The sequence below is a fragment of the Microbacterium sp. SL75 genome (assembly GCF_026625865.1).
Lineage (GTDB): Bacteria > Actinomycetota > Actinomycetes > Actinomycetales > Microbacteriaceae > Microbacterium.
On sequence record NZ_CP113067.1, the window covers coordinates 2,303,489 to 2,324,909 of the forward strand.

At 70.4% G+C, this 21,421-nt stretch carries 15 protein-coding genes; 12 read left to right on the plus strand and 3 right to left on the minus strand.

Features of this window, described 5'->3' with window-relative positions; genetic code table 11:
- Positions 1-4: 4 nt before the first annotated feature.
- A complete protein-coding gene (locus tag OVA17_RS10800; RefSeq protein ID WP_267786557.1) occupies positions 5-1,984 on the minus strand; it encodes an anthranilate synthase family protein in 1,980 nt (659 codons plus the stop codon).
- Between the two features lie 242 nt (positions 1,985-2,226).
- Between OVA17_RS10800 and ispG the strand changes: the two genes are divergently transcribed.
- From ispG to OVA17_RS10840, 8 genes are all read left to right on the plus strand, one after another.
- Complete coding sequence (ispG, locus tag OVA17_RS10805; RefSeq protein WP_056228466.1) at positions 2,227-3,357, plus strand: flavodoxin-dependent (E)-4-hydroxy-3-methylbut-2-enyl-diphosphate synthase; 1,131 nt, start codon at positions 2,227-2,229, stop codon at positions 3,355-3,357.
- A 212-nt stretch (positions 3,358-3,569) separates the two neighbouring features.
- On the plus strand, positions 3,570-5,327 hold the full coding sequence (locus OVA17_RS10810) for a phosphatase PAP2 family protein (protein WP_267786558.1): 1,758 nt from the start codon (positions 3,570-3,572) through the stop codon (positions 5,325-5,327).
- Complete coding sequence (locus OVA17_RS10815) at positions 5,324-6,253, plus strand: L,D-transpeptidase (RefSeq protein WP_267786559.1); 930 nt, start codon at positions 5,324-5,326, stop codon at positions 6,251-6,253. Before OVA17_RS10810 ends, OVA17_RS10815 begins: the two co-directional genes overlap by 4 nt.
- A 111-nt stretch (positions 6,254-6,364) precedes the next feature.
- The gene (locus tag OVA17_RS10820; RefSeq protein ID WP_267786560.1) at positions 6,365-7,549 is read left to right on the plus strand and encodes a benzoate/H(+) symporter BenE family transporter; all 1,185 of its coding nucleotides are present in this window, start codon (positions 6,365-6,367) and stop codon (positions 7,547-7,549) included.
- A 121-nt stretch (positions 7,550-7,670) separates the two neighbouring features.
- On the plus strand, positions 7,671-8,201 hold the full coding sequence (locus tag OVA17_RS10825) for an RNA polymerase sigma factor (protein WP_267786561.1): 531 nt from the start codon (positions 7,671-7,673) through the stop codon (positions 8,199-8,201).
- The gene (locus OVA17_RS10830) at positions 8,198-9,316 is read left to right on the plus strand and encodes a hypothetical protein (protein WP_267786562.1); all 1,119 of its coding nucleotides are present in this window, start codon (positions 8,198-8,200) and stop codon (positions 9,314-9,316) included. Before OVA17_RS10825 ends, OVA17_RS10830 begins: the two co-directional genes overlap by 4 nt.
- Positions 9,317-9,435: 119 nt before the next feature.
- Positions 9,436-11,232, plus strand: a complete 1,797-nt coding sequence (locus OVA17_RS10835) for a proline--tRNA ligase (RefSeq protein WP_267786563.1) — start codon at positions 9,436-9,438, stop codon at positions 11,230-11,232.
- An 80-nt stretch (positions 11,233-11,312) separates the two neighbouring features.
- Positions 11,313-12,134: an aldo/keto reductase gene (locus tag OVA17_RS10840; protein ID WP_267786564.1), complete on the plus strand. Its 822-nt coding sequence runs from the start codon at positions 11,313-11,315 to the stop codon at positions 12,132-12,134.
- A gap of 9 nt (positions 12,135-12,143) precedes the next feature.
- Here the strand turns inward: OVA17_RS10840 and OVA17_RS10845 are convergent, their stop codons facing one another.
- Positions 12,144-12,953, minus strand: a complete 810-nt coding sequence (locus OVA17_RS10845; RefSeq protein WP_267786565.1) for a DUF1206 domain-containing protein — start codon at positions 12,951-12,953, stop codon at positions 12,144-12,146.
- Positions 12,954-13,132: 179 nt separating this feature from the next.
- Between OVA17_RS10845 and OVA17_RS10850 the strand changes: the two genes are divergently transcribed.
- From OVA17_RS10850 to OVA17_RS10865, 4 genes are all read left to right on the plus strand, one after another.
- Entirely contained in the window at positions 13,133-15,628 is a 2,496-nt protein-coding gene (locus OVA17_RS10850; RefSeq protein WP_267786567.1) for a glycogen/starch/alpha-glucan phosphorylase, read from the plus strand.
- A gap of 138 nt (positions 15,629-15,766) precedes the next feature.
- Entirely contained in the window at positions 15,767-16,369 is a 603-nt protein-coding gene (locus OVA17_RS10855) for an HD domain-containing protein (RefSeq protein ID WP_267786568.1), read from the plus strand.
- 80 nt (positions 16,370-16,449) lie between these two features.
- Positions 16,450-17,913 (plus strand): glycoside hydrolase family 32 protein, encoded by a 1,464-nt coding sequence (locus tag OVA17_RS10860; protein ID WP_267786569.1) that lies wholly within the window; start codon positions 16,450-16,452, stop codon positions 17,911-17,913.
- A gap of 136 nt (positions 17,914-18,049) precedes the next feature.
- Entirely contained in the window at positions 18,050-20,065 is a 2,016-nt protein-coding gene (locus tag OVA17_RS10865) for a sucrose-specific PTS transporter subunit IIBC (RefSeq protein ID WP_267786570.1), read from the plus strand.
- A gap of 92 nt (positions 20,066-20,157) precedes the next feature.
- Here the strand turns inward: OVA17_RS10865 and OVA17_RS10870 are convergent, their stop codons facing one another.
- A complete protein-coding gene (locus OVA17_RS10870; RefSeq protein ID WP_267786571.1) occupies positions 20,158-21,168 on the minus strand; it encodes a LacI family DNA-binding transcriptional regulator in 1,011 nt (336 codons plus the stop codon).
- Positions 21,169-21,421 lie beyond the last annotated feature (253 nt).

The following is a 21,421-nucleotide window of genomic DNA, read 5'->3' on the forward strand; positions in this document are numbered from 1 at the left end:
CGGGTCAGAGCGCGTGCGCGATCAGGCGTTCGAGGGTCCGCATGCCGTCGCGCGACAGGATCGACTCGAGGTGCCCCTGCACGCTCGCGAACGCGGGGCCGCGGAGGGCGTAGACGTCGCCGGTCTCGGGGTCGGCCGCGACCTCGGCCGGGATCTCGATGCGCCCCTCCGGGACGGGGAGGGGAGCCCCCGTCGACTCCCCGCGCACGGTGATCGACTCGACAACGATCCCGCGCTCGGTCGTGCCCGGCGCCACGCGCGCCGTGAACGTGTTGTAGAACCCGATCGAGGCGTCCTCGCCGAAGACGTCGACGCTCTTCTGCAGGCCCTGGTGCGGCTGCGCGAGAGGGGCGAGATCGATGCCGAGCTGGTCGGCGAGGATCTGGTGGCTCAGGCAGACCGCGAGAAGCGGAGCGTGGCGGAAGAGGCGGCGGGAGACGACGTGGCGCATCGCGGACATGCGCGGGCTGTCGTCGCGCGGATCACCGGGGCCGGGGCCCGAGATCACGAGGTCGGCGGCATCGACCTCGTCGTCCGTCGCCTGCGACCAGTGCACGATACGGGTGTCGAGTCCCAGGTGTCGCAGCTGGTGCGCGAGCATCGTCGTGAAGCGGTCCTCGGCATCCACCACGAGCGCCGTGCGGCCCGCGAAAGGGCCCGACCCGTCGGGGTCCTGCGGGTTCATCCAGAAGGGCGCCAGGCGATCGTTGCGCGATGCCAGCAGTTCGGCGATCGCGGGATCCTCGGCGAGCGGTCGTTGCGGGGCGGCGGGGGCATCGGCATCCGCCCCCTCGGGAGCGACGGACACGCTTCGAGGGACCGCGCCGATCGCGCCGAGCACGCCGGCGGCCTTGCCGTGGGTCTCGCCCACCTCGCCGTCGGGGTCGGAGTGGCGCACGAGCGTGGCCCCGACCGGAACGCGCAGGCGCCCGTCGACCAGATAGGCCGTGCGGATGAGGATCGGCGCGTCGAGGTCGTGCGTGGGCCCCTCGGTCGAGCCGTTCGGGGTGAACAGGGCGGCGACACCGGAGTAGTAGCCGCGCGGCTGTGTCTCGTGCCGGGCGATCACGGTGCACGCGTTCTGCATGGGGGAGCCGGTGACCGTGGGGGCGAACATCGTCTCGCGGAGGATGTCGCGCGGGTCGAGATCGCTCGAGCCGCGCAGCATGTACTCGGTGTGCGTGAGGCGCGACATCTCTTTGAGGTGCGGGCCGGTGATGCGGCCACCGTCGCTGCAGACGGCGCTCATCATCTTGAGCTCCTCGTCGACGACCATGAAGAGCTCCTCGGTCTCTTTGGTCGAGCGCAGGAACTCGGCGAGCGTCTCGGACGTCGCCCCGCCCGCCGGGTGGCGGAAGGTGCCCGAGATGGGGTTCATCGTGACGATGCCGTCCTTGGCGCTCACGTGCGCCTCGGGGCTCGCTCCCACCGCGATGTGATCGGCCGTGACGACGGCGAAAGTCCAGTACGCTCCCTTCTCGTGCTCGAGAAGAGCCCGGAACCACGTGAGCGCGGCGATGCGCGGGTCGATGTCGACGCCGGCGACGAAGTCGCGACGGATCACGAAGTTCGCACCCTCGCCGCGACCGATCTCGTCCGCGATGACGCGGCGCACGATGGCGGCGTAGTCCTCGTCGGTGATGTCGAAGCCGGCGTCGGCAAGGGGCACGGGCGAGGAGGGGAGGGATGCCAGGGCCTCCGCCCGCGGCACGGAGACACGGTCGTCGATCACCAGGCAGCGCAGCGGTGCCCCGTCGTCGTGGCAGACGAAGCCGCGCTCGCGCACCTGGCGGTAGGGAACGAGGGCGAGCACCTCGCGGGCGCGGCCCTCGGCATCCGTCAGGGGGATGTCGGCGAGGAGGTCCACGTCGACCACGTCTCCCGTGAGGACCTCGACGGTCGCCCCGTCACGGGCGATGAGGGCGAAAGGGGCGGAGCCTGCGGCGAGGTCCGTGAAAGGGGAGGAGGGGTCGAGCCCGGTCATCGAGAAGTCTTTCCGTCTGTGCTGAACGAGGTCCGATGCGGCCGCCGAAAACACGAAGACCGCCCGGATTCCCCAGGGGGAGGGCGGTCTGTTGCATGCGTGCGCACCGCCTAAACGGTGTGCCACCAGGATGTGTGAGCGCGCATGGCGCCGAACCTACCACAGCAGCCTTTCGGCGCCGGTTCAGGCACCGTGCGGTGCGGGCGGCGTAGGCTGATCGCGTGCCTGCTGTGAACCTCGGAATGCCCCGCGTGCCGGAGACCCTCGCGCCCCGTCGCAAGACCCGCCAGATCCGCGTGGGCAAGGTCCTCGTGGGCGGCGACGCCCCGGTGAGCGTCCAGTCGATGACCACGACGCCCACGACCAACATCAACGCCACCCTGCAGCAGATCGCCGAGCTGACGGCGTCCGGCTGCGAGATCGTGCGCGTGGCCGTGCCGTCGCAAGACGACGCCGACGTGCTCCACATCATCGCGAAGAAGAGCCAGATCCCGGTCATCGCCGACATCCACTTCCAGCCGAAGTACGTGTTCCAGGCGATCGACGCCGGCTGCGGCGCGGTGCGCGTGAACCCGGGCAACATCCGCAAGTTCGACGACCAGGTCGGCGCGATCGCCAAGGCCGCCAAGGATGCGGGCGTCTCGCTGCGCATCGGCGTCAACGCGGGTTCGCTCGACCGCCGCCTGCTCGAGAAGTACGGCAAGGCCACCCCCGAGGCGCTCGTCGAGAGCGCCGTGTGGGAAGCCTCGCTGTTCGAGGAGCACGACTTCCACGACTTCAAGATCTCGGTCAAGCACAATGACCCGATCGTCATGGTCAAGGCGTACCGCCTGCTCGCCGAACGGGGCGACTGGCCCCTGCACCTCGGCGTCACGGAGGCCGGCCCCGCGTTCCAGGGCACGATCAAGAGCGCCACGGCGTTCGGCATCCTGCTGTCGGAGGGCATCGGCGACACCATCCGCGTCTCGCTGTCGGCGCCCCCCGCCGAAGAGGTCAAGGTCGGCCATCAGATCCTGCAGTCGCTGAACCTGCGCGAGCGCAAGCTCGAGATCGTCTCGTGCCCCTCGTGCGGCCGTGCGCAGGTCGACGTCTACACCCTCGCCGACGACGTCACCGAGGGCCTCAAGGACATGACCGTGCCGCTGCGCGTCGCCGTCATGGGCTGCGTCGTCAACGGACCCGGCGAAGCGCGCGACGCCGACCTGGGTGTGGCATCCGGCAACGGCAAGGGCCAGATCTTCGTCAAGGGCGAGGTCGTCAAGACCGTTCCCGAGAGCGAGATCGTCGCGACCCTCATCGCCGAGGCCAACCGCCTCGCCGCCGAGATGGGCCCCGACGCCGCCACCGGCACCGCGCAGGTCATCACGGCCTGAGCCTCGCGCGTCGTCGCTGGCCTACCGGGCTCTCATCGCCTCCCCACAGCATTCGTTCACGTGGACACCGGCCGTTCGACGTCTCGGCGGCGGGCGAACCACCGATGCTCACGGAGCGGGCCTACCGTCTGATCCGGTCGCGGCGACGCGTCGCGGCCGATCCCATCGGACGGTCGGAGAGGAGACGCCGCGCACCCCGCGGCGCATCACGCATGGATTCACGCACCCACAGGCTCCGCACGGCGTGGCGCATCGCCATCGCCGGCGCGCTCGTCGTCGCCGGCACCGCGGCGCCGCTCTCGGCGAACGCGGCGAGCTACCCCAGCGACAGCGCCAAGCCCGATCTCGTCGCGCTGCTCAGCGGCTACCGCGACTTCTGGACGCCCAGCGGTCAGGGCGACTTCAGCGGCACGGTGGTGAACCCGACGGTGCTGGCCTACAACGACCGGCTGACGGTGTGGATCAACAACAATGCCACCGCCGCGCAGCAGTTCCGCGCTCTGCAGGACTCCGAGTACAACAACAACGCCAAGACCGCCTACGACCAGTCCTTCACCGTCTCGGGAGGTCTCGGCTCGTCGCTCGGCGCGATCTACGTCAACGGTCTCAACTCGGGCGCCCTGCCGCTGACGCAGGCCCTCATCAACAGCTCGAACGGATCGTCGGGCGCCTACGTGTCGACGAGCACGGCGAAGAACACGTTCAGCTACGCGCGCCCCTTCGTCATGACCGATCCGAACGCGACGGCCGTCTCGGGCGACAACGCCTCCTGCGCGCCCAGCGTGAACAACGCCTCGTCGCTCAAGGCCATGCGCCAGGGAACGGCATGGGCCGACGCGAACGGCAACCTGCTCATCGGCCGTGTCGCACCGGTCACCGACACCACGCACCAGTTCTCGCCCAACGATGTGCCCCTCGACGCCGCGTACGGTCAGCCGGGCATCTGCAAGGGTGGCTCGTTCCCGTCCGGTCACACGACCACCGCCTATCAGGCCGGTATCACCCTCGCGACCCTCGTGCCCGAACTGGGGCCCGAGGTGCTCGCGCGGGCGTCCGAGAACGGCAACAACCGCATCGTGCTCGGTGTGCACTACCCGCTCGACATCGTCGGCGGCCGCATCGACGGCGAGGCCGCTCTCGCCGCCCGCTGGTCGGACGACGCCTACCGCACCGGCGTGCTGCAGCCCGCCCGTCAAGAGCTGATGACGTACCTGCAGCAGCAGTGCGGAAGCACCCTCGCCGCGTGCATCGCCGCCGAGACGCCGTACCAGAACGACCCCTACGGCGGGAAGGCCATGCCCGGCGGAACGGCGCAGAAGGTCACCGACCGCGCCTCGGCCGTGTCGGTGTACACCGAACGCCTCACCTACGGCTTCGCTCGCACGGGCACCGCCGGTCAGCCGGCGGCCGTGCCGGCGGGCGCGTCGAACCTGCTGCTGACCGCGTTCCCGCAGCTGACCGACGCGCAGCGCACGTCGATCCTCGCGCAGACCCAGATCGACTCGGGCTACCCGCTCGATCAGACGTCCGGCGGCAACGGCTCGTGGCAGCGTCTCAACCTCGCCGCCGCGATGTCGGCCAAGGTGCAGGTCAACGCCGACGCCACCGTCACGGTGCTCGGCGTCGGCGGCGCGGCCCAGGTGTTCCCCGCCCCGAGCGGCTCGACGAGCACGACGCGCGCGCTGACCGCTCCGAACGGCACGACCGTCGCCGCCGGTGGCCAGCTGCAGATCGCGGGCTCGGGTTTCGCCGCCGGTCAGCCGCTCACGGTGCAGCTGCACAGCGACCCGGTGACGATCGCGACCATCGCCGCCGATGCGAACGGCGCCTTCGCCACGACCGTCACGATCCCCGCCTCGACCCCGGCCGGTGCGCACACGATCACGCTCCTGGATGCCACGGGCGCCGTCGTTGCGGGACCGCTCGCGGTCATGGTCACCGGCGTGCGCCTGCCCCTGGTGAGCGGATGACGACGAGCCCCGCTCGTCGGCGCCTGGCGCTCGTCACGATCACCGCGACGGCGGCTGCGGCCGTCGTCGCGGTGATCGCCGCGTGGGCGCTGGCTCCCGCCGCCCCCTCGGTCCCGGCAGCCGATCCCACGCCCTCGTCCTCCCTGACGCCCGCGACCGCCGCGTCGCCTCGCCCGGTGCCCGCGGTCGACGCCGGCGCACTGTCGGCGTTGCCGGAGGCGCGCTATGACGCGGTGATCGGCGGGCTCCTCGTCGCCGACACGGCCGTGCCCGCGCACGCCGACGTGTACTCGACGGCATCCGACCTGCCCCTCTTCGGCGACGCCGACGGCACGGGACGCCCGGGCGGCAGCGGCGGTCCCATCGCGCGTCTGGCCGCGCGCGACTTCTTGGGAGAGGCCACTCCCGTCGTCGTGGTCCGCATCGAGGGGTCGTGGGCGCTCGTGCTGACGCCCGCCCGCCGCACGCTCCCGTCGGCTGCGCCGGCGGGTCAGCCCGCGGCGGCGCAGACCGCGGCCTGGGCCCCGGTGACGTCGTTGGCGAAGACGACCGGCCCGACGTCTCGCGTCGAGGTGTCGGTGGCGCAGCGGTCCGTGTCGATCGTCGCCGTCGACGGCACCGTGCAGACGACGTTCCCCGCCGCCGTCGGTGCCGACGGCACACCCACGCCGACCGGCGTGGTCGGGTACCTCGAGGCGCGCTACGTCGACCCGTCGCAGGGGACCGGCGACCAGCCGATCCACCTGACCTCGCTGCACTCGGCCGCCGCCGACGAGCCCTTCGGCGGCCACGACGGGGGACTCATCGGCATCCACTACGCGGACGAGCGCGACGGGGCGATCTCGCACGGCTGCGTCCGGATCGGTGCCGACGCGGTCGCGGCGCTCGCCGCGCTTCCTCTCGGCACGCTCGTCGTGCTGCGCTGACGCCCACCGCGCCCGCGGGGTGACCGCCCCGGGAACGCCGTAGGCCCCGGGGGCACCCGGTCGCGGCCGGGGCACGGAGGGCCTCTGCGCATCCGGTAGCCTCGGGGGCCTATGGCCGACACCTCGCCGCCCTCGCTCGCCCGACCGCTCGTCGCCGGGGTCGTCACCGCCCTCGTCGGATTCACCAGCACCTTCGCCGTCGTGCTCACGGGCCTGCGTGCCGTGGGGGCGACTCCCGCCCAGGCGGCCAGCGGCCTGCTCGCGATCACGCTCGTGGTCGGGATCGGCTGCATCGTGCTCGCGGGGCGATACCGCATTCCGATCACGGTCGCGTGGTCGACCCCCGGCGTCGCCCTGCTGGCCGCCACCGGCGCCGTCGACGGTGGGTGGCCGGCGGTCGTGGGGGGATTCCTCGTCTCCGCCGCGCTGATCCTCTGCACGGCGCTGTTCCCCCCGCTCGGCGCGCTCATCGCGCGGATCCCGGCCTCGATCGCGCAGGCGATGCTCGCCGGTGTCCTGCTGCCGCTGTGCGTGGCGCCGTTCGCCGGCCTCGTGAACGACCCGTCGGGTGTGGCTCCCGTGCTGTTGGTGTGGCTCGTGGCATCCCGATTCCTTCCCCGCTGGTCCGTACCGCTCGCCTTCGTCGCCGCGATCGCGGTGGTCGGGGTGGAGCTGGCCCGTACGGGAGTGGACGCGGATGCCGCGACCCTGCTGCCGCGCCTGGAGTTCACGGCCCCCTCTCTCACGGTCGGCGCGGTCGTGGGCATCGCGGTGCCGCTGTTCGTGGTGACGATGGCGTCGCAGAACGTGCCCGGGGTCGCCGTCATGCGCAGCCTCGGCTACACGATCCCGTGGCGCCCCGCGATGCTCGTCACCGGGCTCGGCTCGGCCGCCGCGGCCGGGTTCGGCGGGCACGCGATGAACCTCGGCGCGATCAGCGCGGCGATCGCCGCGGGACCCGATGCGCACCCCGACCCGAAGAAGCGGTGGGTCGCGGGGGTGTCGGCCGGGGGCACCTATCTCGTCCTCGGCGCCCTGTCGGCGGCGTTCGCGGCCATCGTGCTGCTGGCCCCGGCGGGCGTCATCCCGGCGGTCGCGGGTGTGGCGCTCTTCGGCGCGTTCGGGTCGGCGATCCAGCAGGCGATCGACGACCCCGGCGAGCGGGTGCCCGCCGTGGTGACGTTCCTCGTGGCCGCCTCCGGGATCGCGGTGTTCGGGGTGAGCGCCGCGTTCTGGGCCCTGGTCGCGGGACTCGTGGTGCGCGCGGTGCTGCACGTGGGGCGTCGGGCGGCCTGAGCTTGCGGCCCGATGACGGTGGCGTCGCCGTGCGGCACGAACCTCGCGGACCGTCACCGTTTCGTTATCCATCTCGTCGCCGGAAAGGGAACCGATGGCGCCCCCGCGGACATTACTGGGTGTGGATGAAGACGATGCCGGGCTGTGGGACCGGGTACGCCAAGGCGACGAGCTCGCGCTCGCCGCGCTGTTCGATCGGCACGAGACGCGGCTGTTCCGCCATGCGTCACGGCTGCTGAGTCATCGGGAGGATGCGAAGGATGCCGTGACCGTGGCCTTCTTCGAGCTGTGGCGCAAGCGCGCCTCGGTGCGTCTGGTCGATGGGTCTCCGCTGCCGTGGCTGCTGACGACGGTGGCGCACAGCGCGCGGAACCTGGAGCGGTCGAGCCGGCGCTATCGCGCCCTGCTGGACCGCGCCCCGGTCGCCGAGCAGGTGTCGAGCGACGCTGCCGACGACAGCGGGGTGCTCTCGGCGCTCAAGCGCCTCCCTGAGCGCGAGCAGGCGGTGGTCGTGCTGTCGGTGCTCGAGGGCTACGCCGAGCGCGAGATCGCTCAAGCCCTCGGCATCCCGGCCGGAACGGTGAAATCGCGGCTCGCCCGCGCCAAAGCGAAGTTGCGCGACGAGCTCGCGCTGGAAGGGGCACGGGCATGAACGACGAACTGACGCCCTCCGAGCGCGCGGCCTTGCGCGCCCGCATCGTGGGCGGCGCCCACGACATCAAGCCCGTCGGGGCGCACCGCAACGCCTGGATCGCGGGCTCCGTGGCCGCGGCGATGGTGGTCGCGATCGCCGGGGGAGTGGCGGTGACCTCGACGCTCAGTGCGCCGGAGATCGCGACGACGCCATCGCCGACGGTCACCACGACGACGACCCCCATCCCGATACCTACCCCGACGTCGGCTCCGACGCCGACGATGTCACCGACGACCGTACTGCAGGCACTTGCCTTCGGGGGCGAGTGCTCCGTCGTGCTGGATGACGAAACTGTCTCGGAGTTCTTCGGTGTTCCGATGAAGCCAGGGACGAATCTTCTCGGGGGTGCCCGGGTTCTCGGAGGGGTGTCGTGCACATGGATTCCCGTGTCCGCCGGGGAGGGAGTCCCGGTGACGATGACTGTCGTGCCATGGGAGGCCGTGCCTGACTCCGTTCGCCAGGAAGTGGGACTCGTGCCCCCGTGCGTCGGCGGCAGTGTCTGTTCCTACAGCGAGCGCCACGGCGATGCATGGGTGAACGCGGAATCCGACGACGTGGAGGGTGCCGCGGCTGCGGTGCAGAACATCGGTCCGCGTGCAGCTGAGACGCCGGGTATCGCACGCGCGCTGTCCTCGGACGCATGGTCGATCCCCGACTGCGAGAGTGAGGTTCTCCCGGCCGTCCGAGAGGCGCTGGGGCGCGATGACATCGGCCCCATCCAGACCGATTACTTCCCGCATGGGCAGGCCTGGGACGTGTTGACCTCGAATGGGGCCGCGGGATGGTGCGGCTTCTCGGGACACAGCGAAGACGTCAGCACGCTCTTCACCATGGATCTGACGTTCTGGCCGGGCGGCACGCTCGACGAGGACGCAGCCGCCGGCGACGACAGACGACAATCGTTCCCTCTTGCTGGCGGCGTCTCCGGATGGCTTTATCCGGAGAACCCTCCCAATGTTGCCTCTGAGCTGGATGCCGCTGCACGCGGTGGAGTTTTGAACGTGCGCGGGCGCGGGCTCGATGATGCACAGATGCGCGCCATGGTCGAGGCTGTCCTGACAGAACTCGGCTGACCTGGGGATCCCGCTCGACCACCCCACGGCGTGATCTCTCTGGTTCCAGGGACGGTGAGCGGCGTGACTGTTGCTCAGAGGCCGGGTCTTCGGCATCCACCGCCCTAGACTCGACTCTCGTGGTCACCCGTCTGTCGAACTATTTCCTCCGCACGCTTCGCGAAGATCCCTCGGATGCCGAGGTCACGAGCCACCGTCTGCTCGTGCGCGCCGGCTACATCCGTCGCAACGCCCCGGGCGTCTTCGCGTGGCTGCCGCTCGGTCTGAAGGTCAAGGCCAAGATCGAGACGATCGTCCGCGAGGAGATGGCGAACGCGGGTGCCTTCGAGGTGCACTTCCCGGCGCTGCTGCCGCGTGAGCCCTACGAGGTCACCGGTCGCTGGGAGGAGTACGGCGACGCGCTGTTCCGCCTGCAGGACCGCAAGGGTGCCGATTATCTGCTCGCGCCGACGCACGAGGAGATGTTCACCCTGCTGGTGAAGGATCTGTACTCGTCGTACAAGGACCTGCCCCTGACGATCTACCAGATCCAGGACAAGTACCGCGACGAGGCTCGTCCCCGTGCCGGTCTCCTGCGCGGTCGCGAGTTCACGATGAAGGACGCGTACTCGTTCGACGCGACGGATGCCGGGCTCGACGCCTCGTACCAGGCTCAGCGCGACGCCTACGAGCGCATCTTCACCCGCCTGGGCCTCGAGTACGTCATCGTGGCGGCCGATGCGGGGGCGATGGGCGGCTCGAAGTCGGAGGAGTTCCTCCACCCGACGCCGATCGGCGAGGACACCTTCGTGCGCTCCGCCGGGGGCTACGCGGCCAACGTCGAGGCGTTCACCACCGTCGTTCCCGACGCGCTGCCGATCGAGGGCCAGCCCGAGCCGGTCGTCTTCGACTCGCCGGACACCCCGACGATCGCGACCCTCGTCGACCACTCGAACGCGCACCTCGACGCCCCGGCTCCCGGGATCGCCGGTCCCGCCACGGCGGAGGCGAACCAGTGGACCGCGGCGCACACGCTGAAGAACGTCGTGCTCGCCCTCACGCACCTCGACGGCACGCGCGAGCTCGTCGTCGTCGGCCTCCCGGGGGACCGCGACGTCGACGACAAGCGCGTCGAGGTCGCCTTCGCTCCGGCCGAGGTCGAGGCGGCCACCGAGGCGGACTTTGCGAAGAACCCGCTGCTGGTGAAGGGCTACATCGGACCCTGGTCGCCCACCGGCGCGGTGCTGGGTGAGGAGTCGGCGACGAAGATCCGCTACTACCTCGACCCCCGCGTCGTCGACGGCACGGCGTGGATCACCGGCGCCAACATCGACCAGAAGCACGTGCACTCGCTCGTCGCCGGCCGCGATTTCGTCGGCGACGGCTTCGTCGAGGTCTCGACCGTGCGCGAGGGCGACCCCGCCCCCGACGGCTCCGGCCCCGTGGAGCTCGCGCGCGGTATGGAGATCGGCCACGTCTTCCAGCTGGGTCGCAAGTACGCCGAGGCCCTGGGCCTGAAGGTGCTGGATGAGAACGGCAAGCTCGCCACCGTCACCATGGGCTCGTACGGCATCGGGGTGACCCGCATCCTCGCGATCATCGCCGAGCTCAACAACGACGCCAAGGGCCTCATCTGGCCGTCGTCGGTCGCCCCGTTCGACGTGCACGTGGTGGCCACCGGCCGCGACGCGGTGGCGTTCGAGCTCGCGGCATCCGTCTCCGACCAGCTCGAGGCCGCGGGCCTCGACGTGCTCTACGACGACCGCCCCAAGGTGTCGCCCGGCGTGAAGTTCGGCGACGCCGAGCTCGTCGGCATCCCGCGCATCCTCATCGTCGGTCGCGGCGCGGCCGAGGGCCAGGTCGAGCTCTGGGACCGCCGCATGGGCGAGCGCGAGACGGTGTCGGTCAACGACGCCGTGGCCGCGCTGACGCGCTGACCCCCTCCTCCCCGGCGCCTCCCCGGTTTTCGGAGGGCACGCCGACCGTACGCGACGCCGAGATCGGTAGCGTGGATGCCATGATCTCGGCTCCCCGTCTGTCCCTGTCCGACGGTTCCACCATTCCCCAGCTGGGTGTCGGAACCTACAAGGTGCCCGCCCACGCGACCGCCGGTCTCGTCGAAGGCGCCCTCGCCATGGGCTACCGCCACATCGACACCGCGGCGCTCTACGGCAACGAGGCCGAGGTGGGCGAGGGACTGCGCGCCTCGGGCCTGAATCGCGACGACGTCTTCGTCACCACCAAGGTCTGGAACGACGACCAGGGTTTCGACGAGACGCTCCGCGCCTTCGACACCAGCACGGCCAAGCTCGGCGTCGACCGCGTCGACCTTTACCTCATCCACTGGCCCATTCCCAGCGCCGATCGCTATGTCGACACCTGGCGGGCTCTGCAGCGCCTGCAGGAGGAGGGGCGCGCCACCTCGATCGGCGTCAGCAACTTCTCCGTGCCGCACCTCGAGCGTCTGCGCGACGAGACGGGTGTCCTCCCCGCCGTGAACCAGGTCGAGCTGCACCCGCGCTTCCCGCAGGTCGAGCTCGTCGACTGGCAGGCCGCGCACGAGATCGTCACCGAGTCGTGGGCACCGCTCGCGCGCGGCGGCCTGCTCGACGAGCCCGACCTCGCGCGCATCGCCGAGCGCTACGGCAAGACTCCGGCCCAGGTGGTCGTGCGCTGGCACCTCGATCGCGGCCTCGTCGTGTTCCCCAAGTCGGTGTCGCTCGACCGCATCCGTGAGAACGGCGACGTCTTCGACTTCGTGCTCGACGCCGACGACCACGAGGCTATCGCGACCCTCGACACGGGGGAGCGGACCGGTCGCAATCCCGATCTCGACTGAGTCGTCGGGTCAGGCGTCGAGGCGGGCGTACCGGGCACGGAACACCGTGAACGCTCCGTAGGCGAGGAATCCGAGGCCGACGAGCGACGCCAGAACGGGGCCGGCCGGAAGCGCGATGACCGCCGAGGTGGCACCGTCGAGACCGCCCGCGGTGTCGGGCTCGACGGTGATGGCGGCGACGACCACGAGGACGCCCACGACGATGAGCGCCACGCCCTTCGCCGCGAAGCCGATGACTCCGAGCGCGCTGAGCGCGAAGCCGGCGGGGCCGTCGGGCGTGCGCACCTTCGAGTGGAACGACCGGCGCAGTCCCATCCAGACGAACCCGATGCCGACACCGGCGACCGCGAGGCCCACGGCCCCGAGCACGAACCCGCCGACGGGCCACGTCAGCACGGCCTCGCTGAGACTCTCGGCCGCCTGTTCGGCGTGCGGACGCGCACCGAGGGCGACGGATGCCGACACCAGGCCGACGGCGACGAAGATCAGGCCCTGCGGCGCCTCGGTCGCGATCCGCCCGATGCGGCGCCACACCGTGAAGCGTCGAGGTGCGAAAGCCTGCAGGAGGTGCCACGCACCCAGGGTGACGAGGCCGATCGCGAGGGCCCACAGCGCGGCCGCACCCAGGGGTACGGCGGCGAGGGCGCGAAACGCGCCGGTCTGATCGCTGTCCTCCCGCGCTCCGAAACCGACCGCGATCACCAGCCCGCCGATCAGGAGATGCAGGATGCCGTTGGCCGCGTACCCGGCGCGGGCGATGACACGGAATGCGGGGTTGGCCTCGGCCTCGCGGGCGGCGCTGCGGGCGGAGGAGGGCACCACGGAACCGTACGCCGATTCCCGGGCGAGCGACAATCCGGGTGCGCGCCCGGGGTCGGCATCCGTTCGGCTCGCGCGGCTTCTCGGGTCGATAAGCGTGTGCGGCGAGCGGGTGAAGATCGTGTGTCGGTGCCGTTGCCCCATTGGCGGGAGGGGGCGGTTCTGATTACGGTCGGAAGGTGCCCGAGAACACCCCAGAGCTGCGCCCCACCCACCCGCTCGCCATCGCGCCCGTCGTCGCCCCCGCGGCGTCCGTCGACGGCTTCGCGAAACAGTTCCTCCAGAACCTGAATTTCGACCAGGGCGTGACCCTGTCGACCTCCGACGTGAACGACCAGTACCTCGCCCTCGCCTACACGGTGCGCGACTACCTCATGGCGCGATGGTTCGACGATCGGGCACAGCAGAAGACGCAGCAGGCGAAGACCGTCTGCTACCTCTCGGCCGAGTACCTGCTGGGCCGGCAGCTCGACAACAACCTCCTCGCGGCGCGTCTGACCGACATCGCCACCGAGGCCCTCGCGCAGTGCGGCATCGACATCGACGACCTCCGCCAGGTCGAGATCGAACCCGGGCTCGGCAACGGCGGCCTCGGGCGCCTCGCCGCCTGCTTCATCGACTCGCTCGCCACCATGAGCGTGCCCACCATCGGCTACGGCATCCGCTACGAGTACGGCATCTTCCGTCAGACCTTCGCCGATGGTCAGCAGATCGAGCAGCCGGACGCCTGGCTGCGCATGGGGTCGCCCTGGGATTTCGCCCACCCCGAGGCCGCGCAGACCATCTCGTTCGCCGGCACCACCGAAACCTACGACGACGAGGGTGTCGAGCGCACCCGCTGGGTACCCGAGTGGAACGTCCTCGCGGTGCCGTACAACATGATGGTCCCGGGCTACCACAACGGTCGCGTGAACACCCTGCGCCTGTGGCGCGCGGTGGCGACGAACGCGTTCGACCTGCACACCTTCAACTCCGGCGACTACGTCGAGTCGGTGCGCGCGCAGACCTTCGCCGAGAACATCTCGAAGGTGCTCTACCCCGAGGACTCCACGCCCCAGGGCAAGGAACTCCGCCTGCAGCAGCAGTACTTCTTCGTCGCGGCATCCATCGCCGATTTCATCGAGAACGTCCTGCCCGAGGACTTCGACCTGGAGCGTCTGCCCGAGCGCGTGATCTTCCAGCTCAACGACACGCACCCGGTCATCGGGGTGCCCGAGCTCATGCGCGTCCTCGTCGACGAGAAGCATCTCGAGTGGGATGCCGCGTGGGCCATCACTCAGAAGTGCTTCGCCTACACGTGCCACACCCTGCTGCCCGAAGCCCTCGAGGTCTGGTCGGTCGATCTGCTCGGTCGCCTGCTGCCCCGCCACCTCGAGATCATCTACCGCATCAACGACGAGTTCCTGCTCGAGGTGCGAGAGCGCTTCGGCGACGACGAGATGCTCATCCGCAGCATGTCGATCATCGGCGAGCACCCGTACCGCTCGGTGCGCATGGCTTACCTGGCCACGGTGGCCGGCTCGAAGGTCAACGGCGTCGCCGAGCTGCACTCGCAGCTGCTGCGCGACAACGTGCTCAAGGACTTCGCCGCCATGTGGCCCGACAAGTTCACGAACGTCACCAACGGCGTCACACCCCGTCGCTTCCTGCGCCTGGCGAACCCCGACCTCTCGGCGCTCATCACCGAGGCCCTCGGCGCCGGCTGGACGGTCGACCTCGAGCGACTCCGGGGACTCGAGGCCCTGGCCGACGACGCGGACTTCCGCGAGCGGTTCGCCGCGGTGAAGGCGTCGAACAAGCGTCGCCTCAGCCGCGTGCTCGAAGCTCGCGGGGAGGCCGCCCTCGACGACGGTCACATGCTCGACGTCATGATCAAGCGTCTGCACGAGTACAAGCGTCAGACGCTGAAGGTGCTGCACATCGTCAGCACCTACGAGGGCATCGTGTCGGGCCGCCTCGACGTCGCCGACGTGCAGGCACGCACGTTCCTGTTCGGTGCGAAGGCCGCCCCCGGCTACGGCATGGCCAAGCGCATCATCCACCTCATCAACGCCGTCGGCGAGGTAGTCAGCGCCGACGAGCGCGTGCAGGGCAAGCTCAAGGTGCTCTACCCGGCGAACTACAACGTCACCCTCGCCGAGAGCATCATCCCCGCCGCCGACCTGTCGGAGCAGATCTCTCTCGCCGGCAAGGAGGCCTCGGGAACGGGCAACATGAAGCTCGCCCTGAACGGTGCCCTCACCATCGGTACCGACGACGGAGCGAACGTCGAGATCCGGGGGCTCGTCGGCGACGACAACTTCTTCCTGTTCGGAATGAGCGAGCCCGAGGTCGAGGCCCTATGGGCCGAGGGCTACCGCCCCGCCGACTTCTACCAGAAGGACGAACGCCTGCGCAGTGCGATCGACCTGATCGCCTCGGGCGCGTTCTCGGGCGGCGACCGCACGGTCTTCGAACCGCTCGTGTCGAACCTGCTGTACGAAGACCGGTTCATGGCGCTCGCCGACTTCTCGGCGTACCTCGACGCCCAGGACCGCGTCGACGCCGCCTACGCCGACCAGGACGGCTGGGTGCGCTCGGCCATCCTCAACGTCGCGCGCAGCGGCTACTTCTCGTCCGACCGCGCGATGCGCGACTACCTCGATCGCATCTGGCACGCCACCCCGGTGCAGTGATCGATTCCGGATGCCGCGACCTCGAGGCCGCGGCATCCGGAGCGCTCTGGCAGGAAGACGTCGGCGGGTGACCGTGGCGGCACTGCCGCGCGGAGCGGGATCTTGCGAGGGTGGAGGGATCCAAACCCCGGAGGCCCCGTGCAGCTCGCAGACTTCCCCGTGCCCGATAGCTTCGCCGCGCGCGGTGCCCTCGCCCTGGCGCGGGAGTACCAGTCACCGGCGATCACCGCGCACGCCCTGCGCTCGTGGCTGTGGGCAGAGGCTTTCGCGCTGGTCGACGGGGTCGCGGGCATCGACCACGAGCTGCTCTACGTCGCAGCCGTCCTGCACGACATCGGCACGGTGACCGAGTTCGACAACCACACCCTGTCGTACGAGCACGCGGGCGGCCACGTCGGCGTCGCTCTGACCGCCGGCGCGGGGTGGGACCGCGAACGACGCGAACGCGTCCTCGACGTCATCGTGCGCCACAACTGGCCGAGCGTGGATCGTTCGATGGATGCCGAGGGCTACCTGCTCGAGACGGCGACCGCGCTCGACATCTCCGGCGCTCGTCCCGACGCGCTGCCCGCGGAGTTCGTCCGTGAGGTGCTCGCGGTGCATCCCCGGAGCTCTCTCGCAGCGGAGTTCGGCGCGTGCGTCACCGACCAGGCCGCGCGCAAGCCCGACACCGCCGCTCGGCGGCTCGTCGACGGGGGAGTGGTGCGAAAGCTCGCGGCCAACCCGCTCGAGCGGTACTGACCCGTCACGACGCGGCCTTCGTTCGAGGTGGGCGGGGGAGGCCGACATGACCGCTCACGCGAGCCGAATAGGCTGGCGCTATGGATATCGAGCGCCACGCGCGTACCCTGTCCGATCCCGACGCCCCCCTCTTCCATCTGGCGTCCCCGTACGGGCGGATCAACGATCCGAACGGTCTCATCGTGGTCGACGGCGTGGCGCACGCGTTCTACCAGTGGGGTCCGGCCTTTCCGGAACGCGGCATCGGGTGGGGCCACGCGACCTCCCGCGATCTCCTTCGATGGACCCACCACGGCATGGCCTTCGAACCGGACGCCGCGTACGACCGCGACGGATGCTATTCGGGTTCCGCGATTCCGGCGGCGGCCGGAGCGGATCTCCTGTACACGGGAAACGTGAAGAACCCGGACGGCACGCGTGAGGCTCACCAGGTGCGGGTCCACACCGACGACTTCGTCGCTTTCGAAAAGGACCCCGCCGGTCCTTTCCTCCCAGATGCGGACCGCCCGGCGGGCTACACGGCGCACTTCCGCGACCCGATGGTCTACGCCACCGAGGGGGGCCGTCTGCGGATGTGCCTCGGCGCGCAGCGCGACGATGAGACCGGAGCGGTGTTGCTCTACTCTGCGCCGGATGCCGAAGGCCCCTGGCACTTCGACGGCGAGCTGACGGTCGAGGGGCTGGATGCGGCATCCGCGGGGTACATGTGGGAGTGCCCGAACATCTTCCGTCTCACCGACCTCGAGACCGGCGTCGAGCACGACGTGCTCGTGCTGTGTCCGCAGGGGGCGACGGACGCGGACGTGAATCCGTTCGGTGTCGCCGACGTCTGCGGGTACGTGGTCGGTCACCTCGACGGTTCGCGTCTGCGCGACACGGGAGGGTTCCGTCTGCTCGACGCGGGGTTCGAGTTCTACGCTCCGCAGGTCTTCGCGGGCCGCGGCGATGCCGACGACGCACTCCTGCTGGCCTGGGCGGGCATGCCCGCCCAAGACGATCAGCCCTCGCGGGCGCACGGCTGGGTGCACACGCTCTCTGCACCCCGCAGCCTGACCCTGCGCGGCGGTGTGCTGCACCAGCGTCTCGCCCCGGCCCGCGCCGACTTCGGTGCGACGACCGCGGTGCCCGCGGCGACGCTGAGCGACGGCGAGAGCGTGGGTCTTCTCGCTCCGGGCGACGCATCCGCGAGCTGGACGAGCCTGCGTCTGCGCGTCGACACCGGTGCATCGGCGCGGATCCTCATCGGTCCCGAGGCATCCCCGGTGACCGTCGATCTGGATGCGACCTCGCTCACGGTCGATCGCTCGGCCACCCGTTACCGCGTCGGCGGTGCACGTCGCGAGGTCGCGCTGCCCGCACCCGGGGCCTTCGAGCGAGTCATCGAGCTGCTCGTGGACCGCTCGATCGTCGAGATCATCGTCGACGGCACGACGGCCTTCACCGCCCGGACGTTCTTCGCCGAGGGACCCGTCTCGGTGTCGTTGAGCGCGCGCGGCGGTGAGGTGGCGGTCCTCTCGGGAGAGTCGTCGCTCTACAGCCCCTGACCCCCGTCATCCGCCGACGTCTGCTCGGGTGGGAAAGCGGTTTTTGCTGTGGTGCATTCGCGCGGCATACTGTGTCAAACGTTTGACAGCATTGTCACTCGGCCTCTCACCCTGTCTCCGACTTCCAGGACTCCCGATGCAGCACGATGTTGTCGCCCGCTCCGTTCTCACCGCTCTCGGCGGGTCCGAGAACATCCAGGCAGCCGCGCACTGCGCGACGCGGTTGCGCATCGTCACCGTCGACAAGACGCGCATCGACCAGTCCGCGCTCGACGCCGACCCGAATGTGAAGGGGACGTTCGAGGCGGGAGGGCAGTTCCAGATCATCATCGGACCCGGTGACGTCGACAAGGTCTACGACGAACTGGTGGCGCTCTCGGGGGTGCGCGCCGCCACCAAAGACGAGGTCAAGCAGGTCGCCGGCCAGAGCGGCAACGTCGTGGTGCGCTTCATCAAGATGCTCTCCGACATCTTCGTGCCCGTGCTTCCCGCCTTGATCGCCGGCGGTCTGCTGATGGCGCTCAACAACGTGCTCACCGCGCCGGGCCTGTTCGGACCCGAGGCGGTCACGACGACCCTCCCGTGGCTGGCCGACCCCGCCGCCCTCATCAACCTGCTCGCCTCCGCGGCGTTCGCCTTCCTCCCGGTGCTCGTCGCCTTCTCGGCCGGTCAGCGTTTCGGGGCCAACCCCTACCTGTCCGCCGCGCTCGGTGCCGCGATGGTCATGCCCTCGCTGGTCAACGGTTACGCCGTGTCGGAGGCCATGGCCGCCGGAACGATGACCTACTGGAACATCCTCGGCATGGACGTCGCCCAGGCCGGCTACCAGGGCACCGTCATCCCGGTCCTCGCCGTGGTGTACCTGCTGTCGGTGTGCGAGAAGCTGCTCCGACGCGTGCTGAAGGGAACCTTCGACTTCCTCTTCACCCCCATGATCTCGCTCCTCGTGGTCGGGGTCGCGACCTTCGTCGCGGTCGGCCCGGCCATGCGGTGGGTGAGCGATGCCATCACGTTCGGGCTGTCGTGGGTGTACGAGAGCTTCGGCTTCCTCGGCGGTGCGCTCTTCGGCCTCGTCTACTCGCCCATCGTCGTCACGGGCCTTCACCAGAGCTTCCCCGCGGTCGAACTGAGCCTGATCGCCCAGGGCGGGTCGTTCATCTTCGCGATCGCGGCGATGGCGAACATCGCGCAGGGAGCGGCGTGCCTCGCGGTGTTCTTCCTGGTCCGGCGCGGGTCCAAGCTGCGCGCGATGGCGGGCGCGTCGAGCACCTCCGCCCTGCTCGGCATCACGGAGCCGGCGATCTTCGGCGTGAACCTGCGCCTGCAGTTCCCCTTCTTCATCGGAATGGGAGCCGCAGCCGTCGCCGGCGGTTTCATCAGCGCCCTCGGCGTGAAGGCCATCTCCCTCGGTGCGGCCGGCGTCATCGGATTCGTGTCCATCCAGCCGTCCTCGATCCCGCAGTTCGCGCTGTGCGCGCTCATCAGCTTCGTTCTGGCCTTCGTCGCCACCCTCGTCTACGGTCGCTGGCGCATCGCCCGCGGTAAGCCGCTGGACCCGACGGAGGGCGTCGCCCCGCTGGATGAGCCGACGGATGCCGACACCTCGACGTCCGACGTCGCGGAGGTCGCCACCGACACCGTGGCCGCCGCCGCGGCATCCGATGCCGACGCTGTCCGTCTGGACATCGTCTCGCCCGTCCGCGGCCGCCTGATCCCGCTCTCCGAGGTCCCCGACCCGATGTTCTCCGGCGGCGTGCTCGGCGGCGGCGCCGCGGTGGTGCCCAGCGACGGTGATGTCACCGCCCCGGTGGCCGGAGTGCTCACCGCGGTCTTCCCGACGGGTCACGCCTACGGCATCACGACCGACGACGGCGTCGAGGTCCTCGTCCACATCGGCATCGACACCGTCAACCTGAAGGGCGCCCACTTCACTGCCCTCGTCGCCGCAGGGGAGCGCGTCGAGGTCGGCACCCCGCTCGCCCGCGTCGATTGGTCCGCCGTCCGCGCGGCCGGGTACGACGTCACGACTCCGATCGTCGTCACCAACTCCGACGACTTCGAGGTCGACGCGGTCATCACCTCGGCCGACGTCGAGGCCGGCACCCCCGTGTTCCAGGTGCTCCGCGGCGCGGTGGAGGCCCCCACGGCCTGAGCCGAGGAGTGCGAGCCCGCGGGGACGGCGAACCCCCGCGGGCGCTCGCGGGATCGGACGGCGGGAGTCGCCGCCTCACCCGCGCGGCAGATTCACCGGGCCGGTCGGTCCGCAGGGGCGTCGTGCCCGCGCACCGTCGATCCGCGGCGCAGCGACACCGGAAGCACCGTCTCCGCCGGGAGATCGGCCGCGGGCTCGTCGATGCGCCGAAGCAGGAGTCGCACGCACTCGGCTGCCAACTGCTCGATCGGCTGGAGCACGGTGGTCAAGGTCGGGGCGAGGTGTCGCACGGTCGCGGAGCCGTCGTACCCGATGACCCCGAATTCCGCCGGGACGGGGATTGCGCGGGACCGCGCCCATTCCACCGCCATCAGGGCGCTGACGTCGTCGGTGCAGAACGCCGCGTCGTACTCGCCCCCGTCGAGGGTCTCCTCGATGAGGGCGCGCCGTTCGTCCAGGCTCGAGCTGAACCCGTAGGCCAGCACCGACTCGGGGAGTCCCCGTGCGGCCATGACCTCGCGATGGCCCGACCGTCGAGCGGAGCGGACGTCGTCACGCGGGCTCACGAAGAGGATGCGGCGGTAGCCGGCATCCACGAGCGTCTCCGTGGCCAGGGCGGCGCCGGCCACGTTGTCGCTGCGGACGTCGGGGATCCCCTGTCCGAGGCTCCGGTCCAGAGCCACAATCGGCAGCCCCGCCGTGCGATACAGATCCACGCCGTCGTTGTGGGTGGAGGTGATCACGCCGGCCACTTGGTGGGCGAGGAGTAATTCCAGCGACGCCGTCTCGCGGTCGACGCTACGCAGGCTGTCGCACAGCAGGGTGCGGTAACCACGATCGGCGAGCCCAGCTTCGACGGCGGCGGCGAACTCACCGAAGAACGGATCGGCCACCGTGGGCACGATCAGTCCGACGACGTGCGTGCCCCGGCCGAGCAGCGAGCGGGCGACTTCATTGGGCCGGTAGCCGAGCTCCTCGATCGCGCGGCGCACATCGCCACGCACTCGGTCGCTGAGGTAGCCGCGATCGTTGAGGACCCGCGAGACGGTCGTCACCGAAACCCCGGCTCGAGCCGCGACATCGCTGAGAGTCGGTCGTGCCACATGCCCTCCTCGGCCCGGACCCGCCGCAGCGGTCGGGTCCCGTCGAGCCTACCCAGCGGCACGCTTCGCCCTGGTCGGTCGGCGTGCCGGCAGGCAGCATCTTCGCGTGGTCCGGTCGCCGTGTTCCAGAGTTCTGCACGTGCTCGAACGTCCGCCCGGCCGGGAAACGGCTGTGCGACGACGGCCGTGACCCTGCGACGGTCGCAATGCTCGCGGCATCCCGGGTATCGTAGGGGGGTTGTCGGCGCCGGTC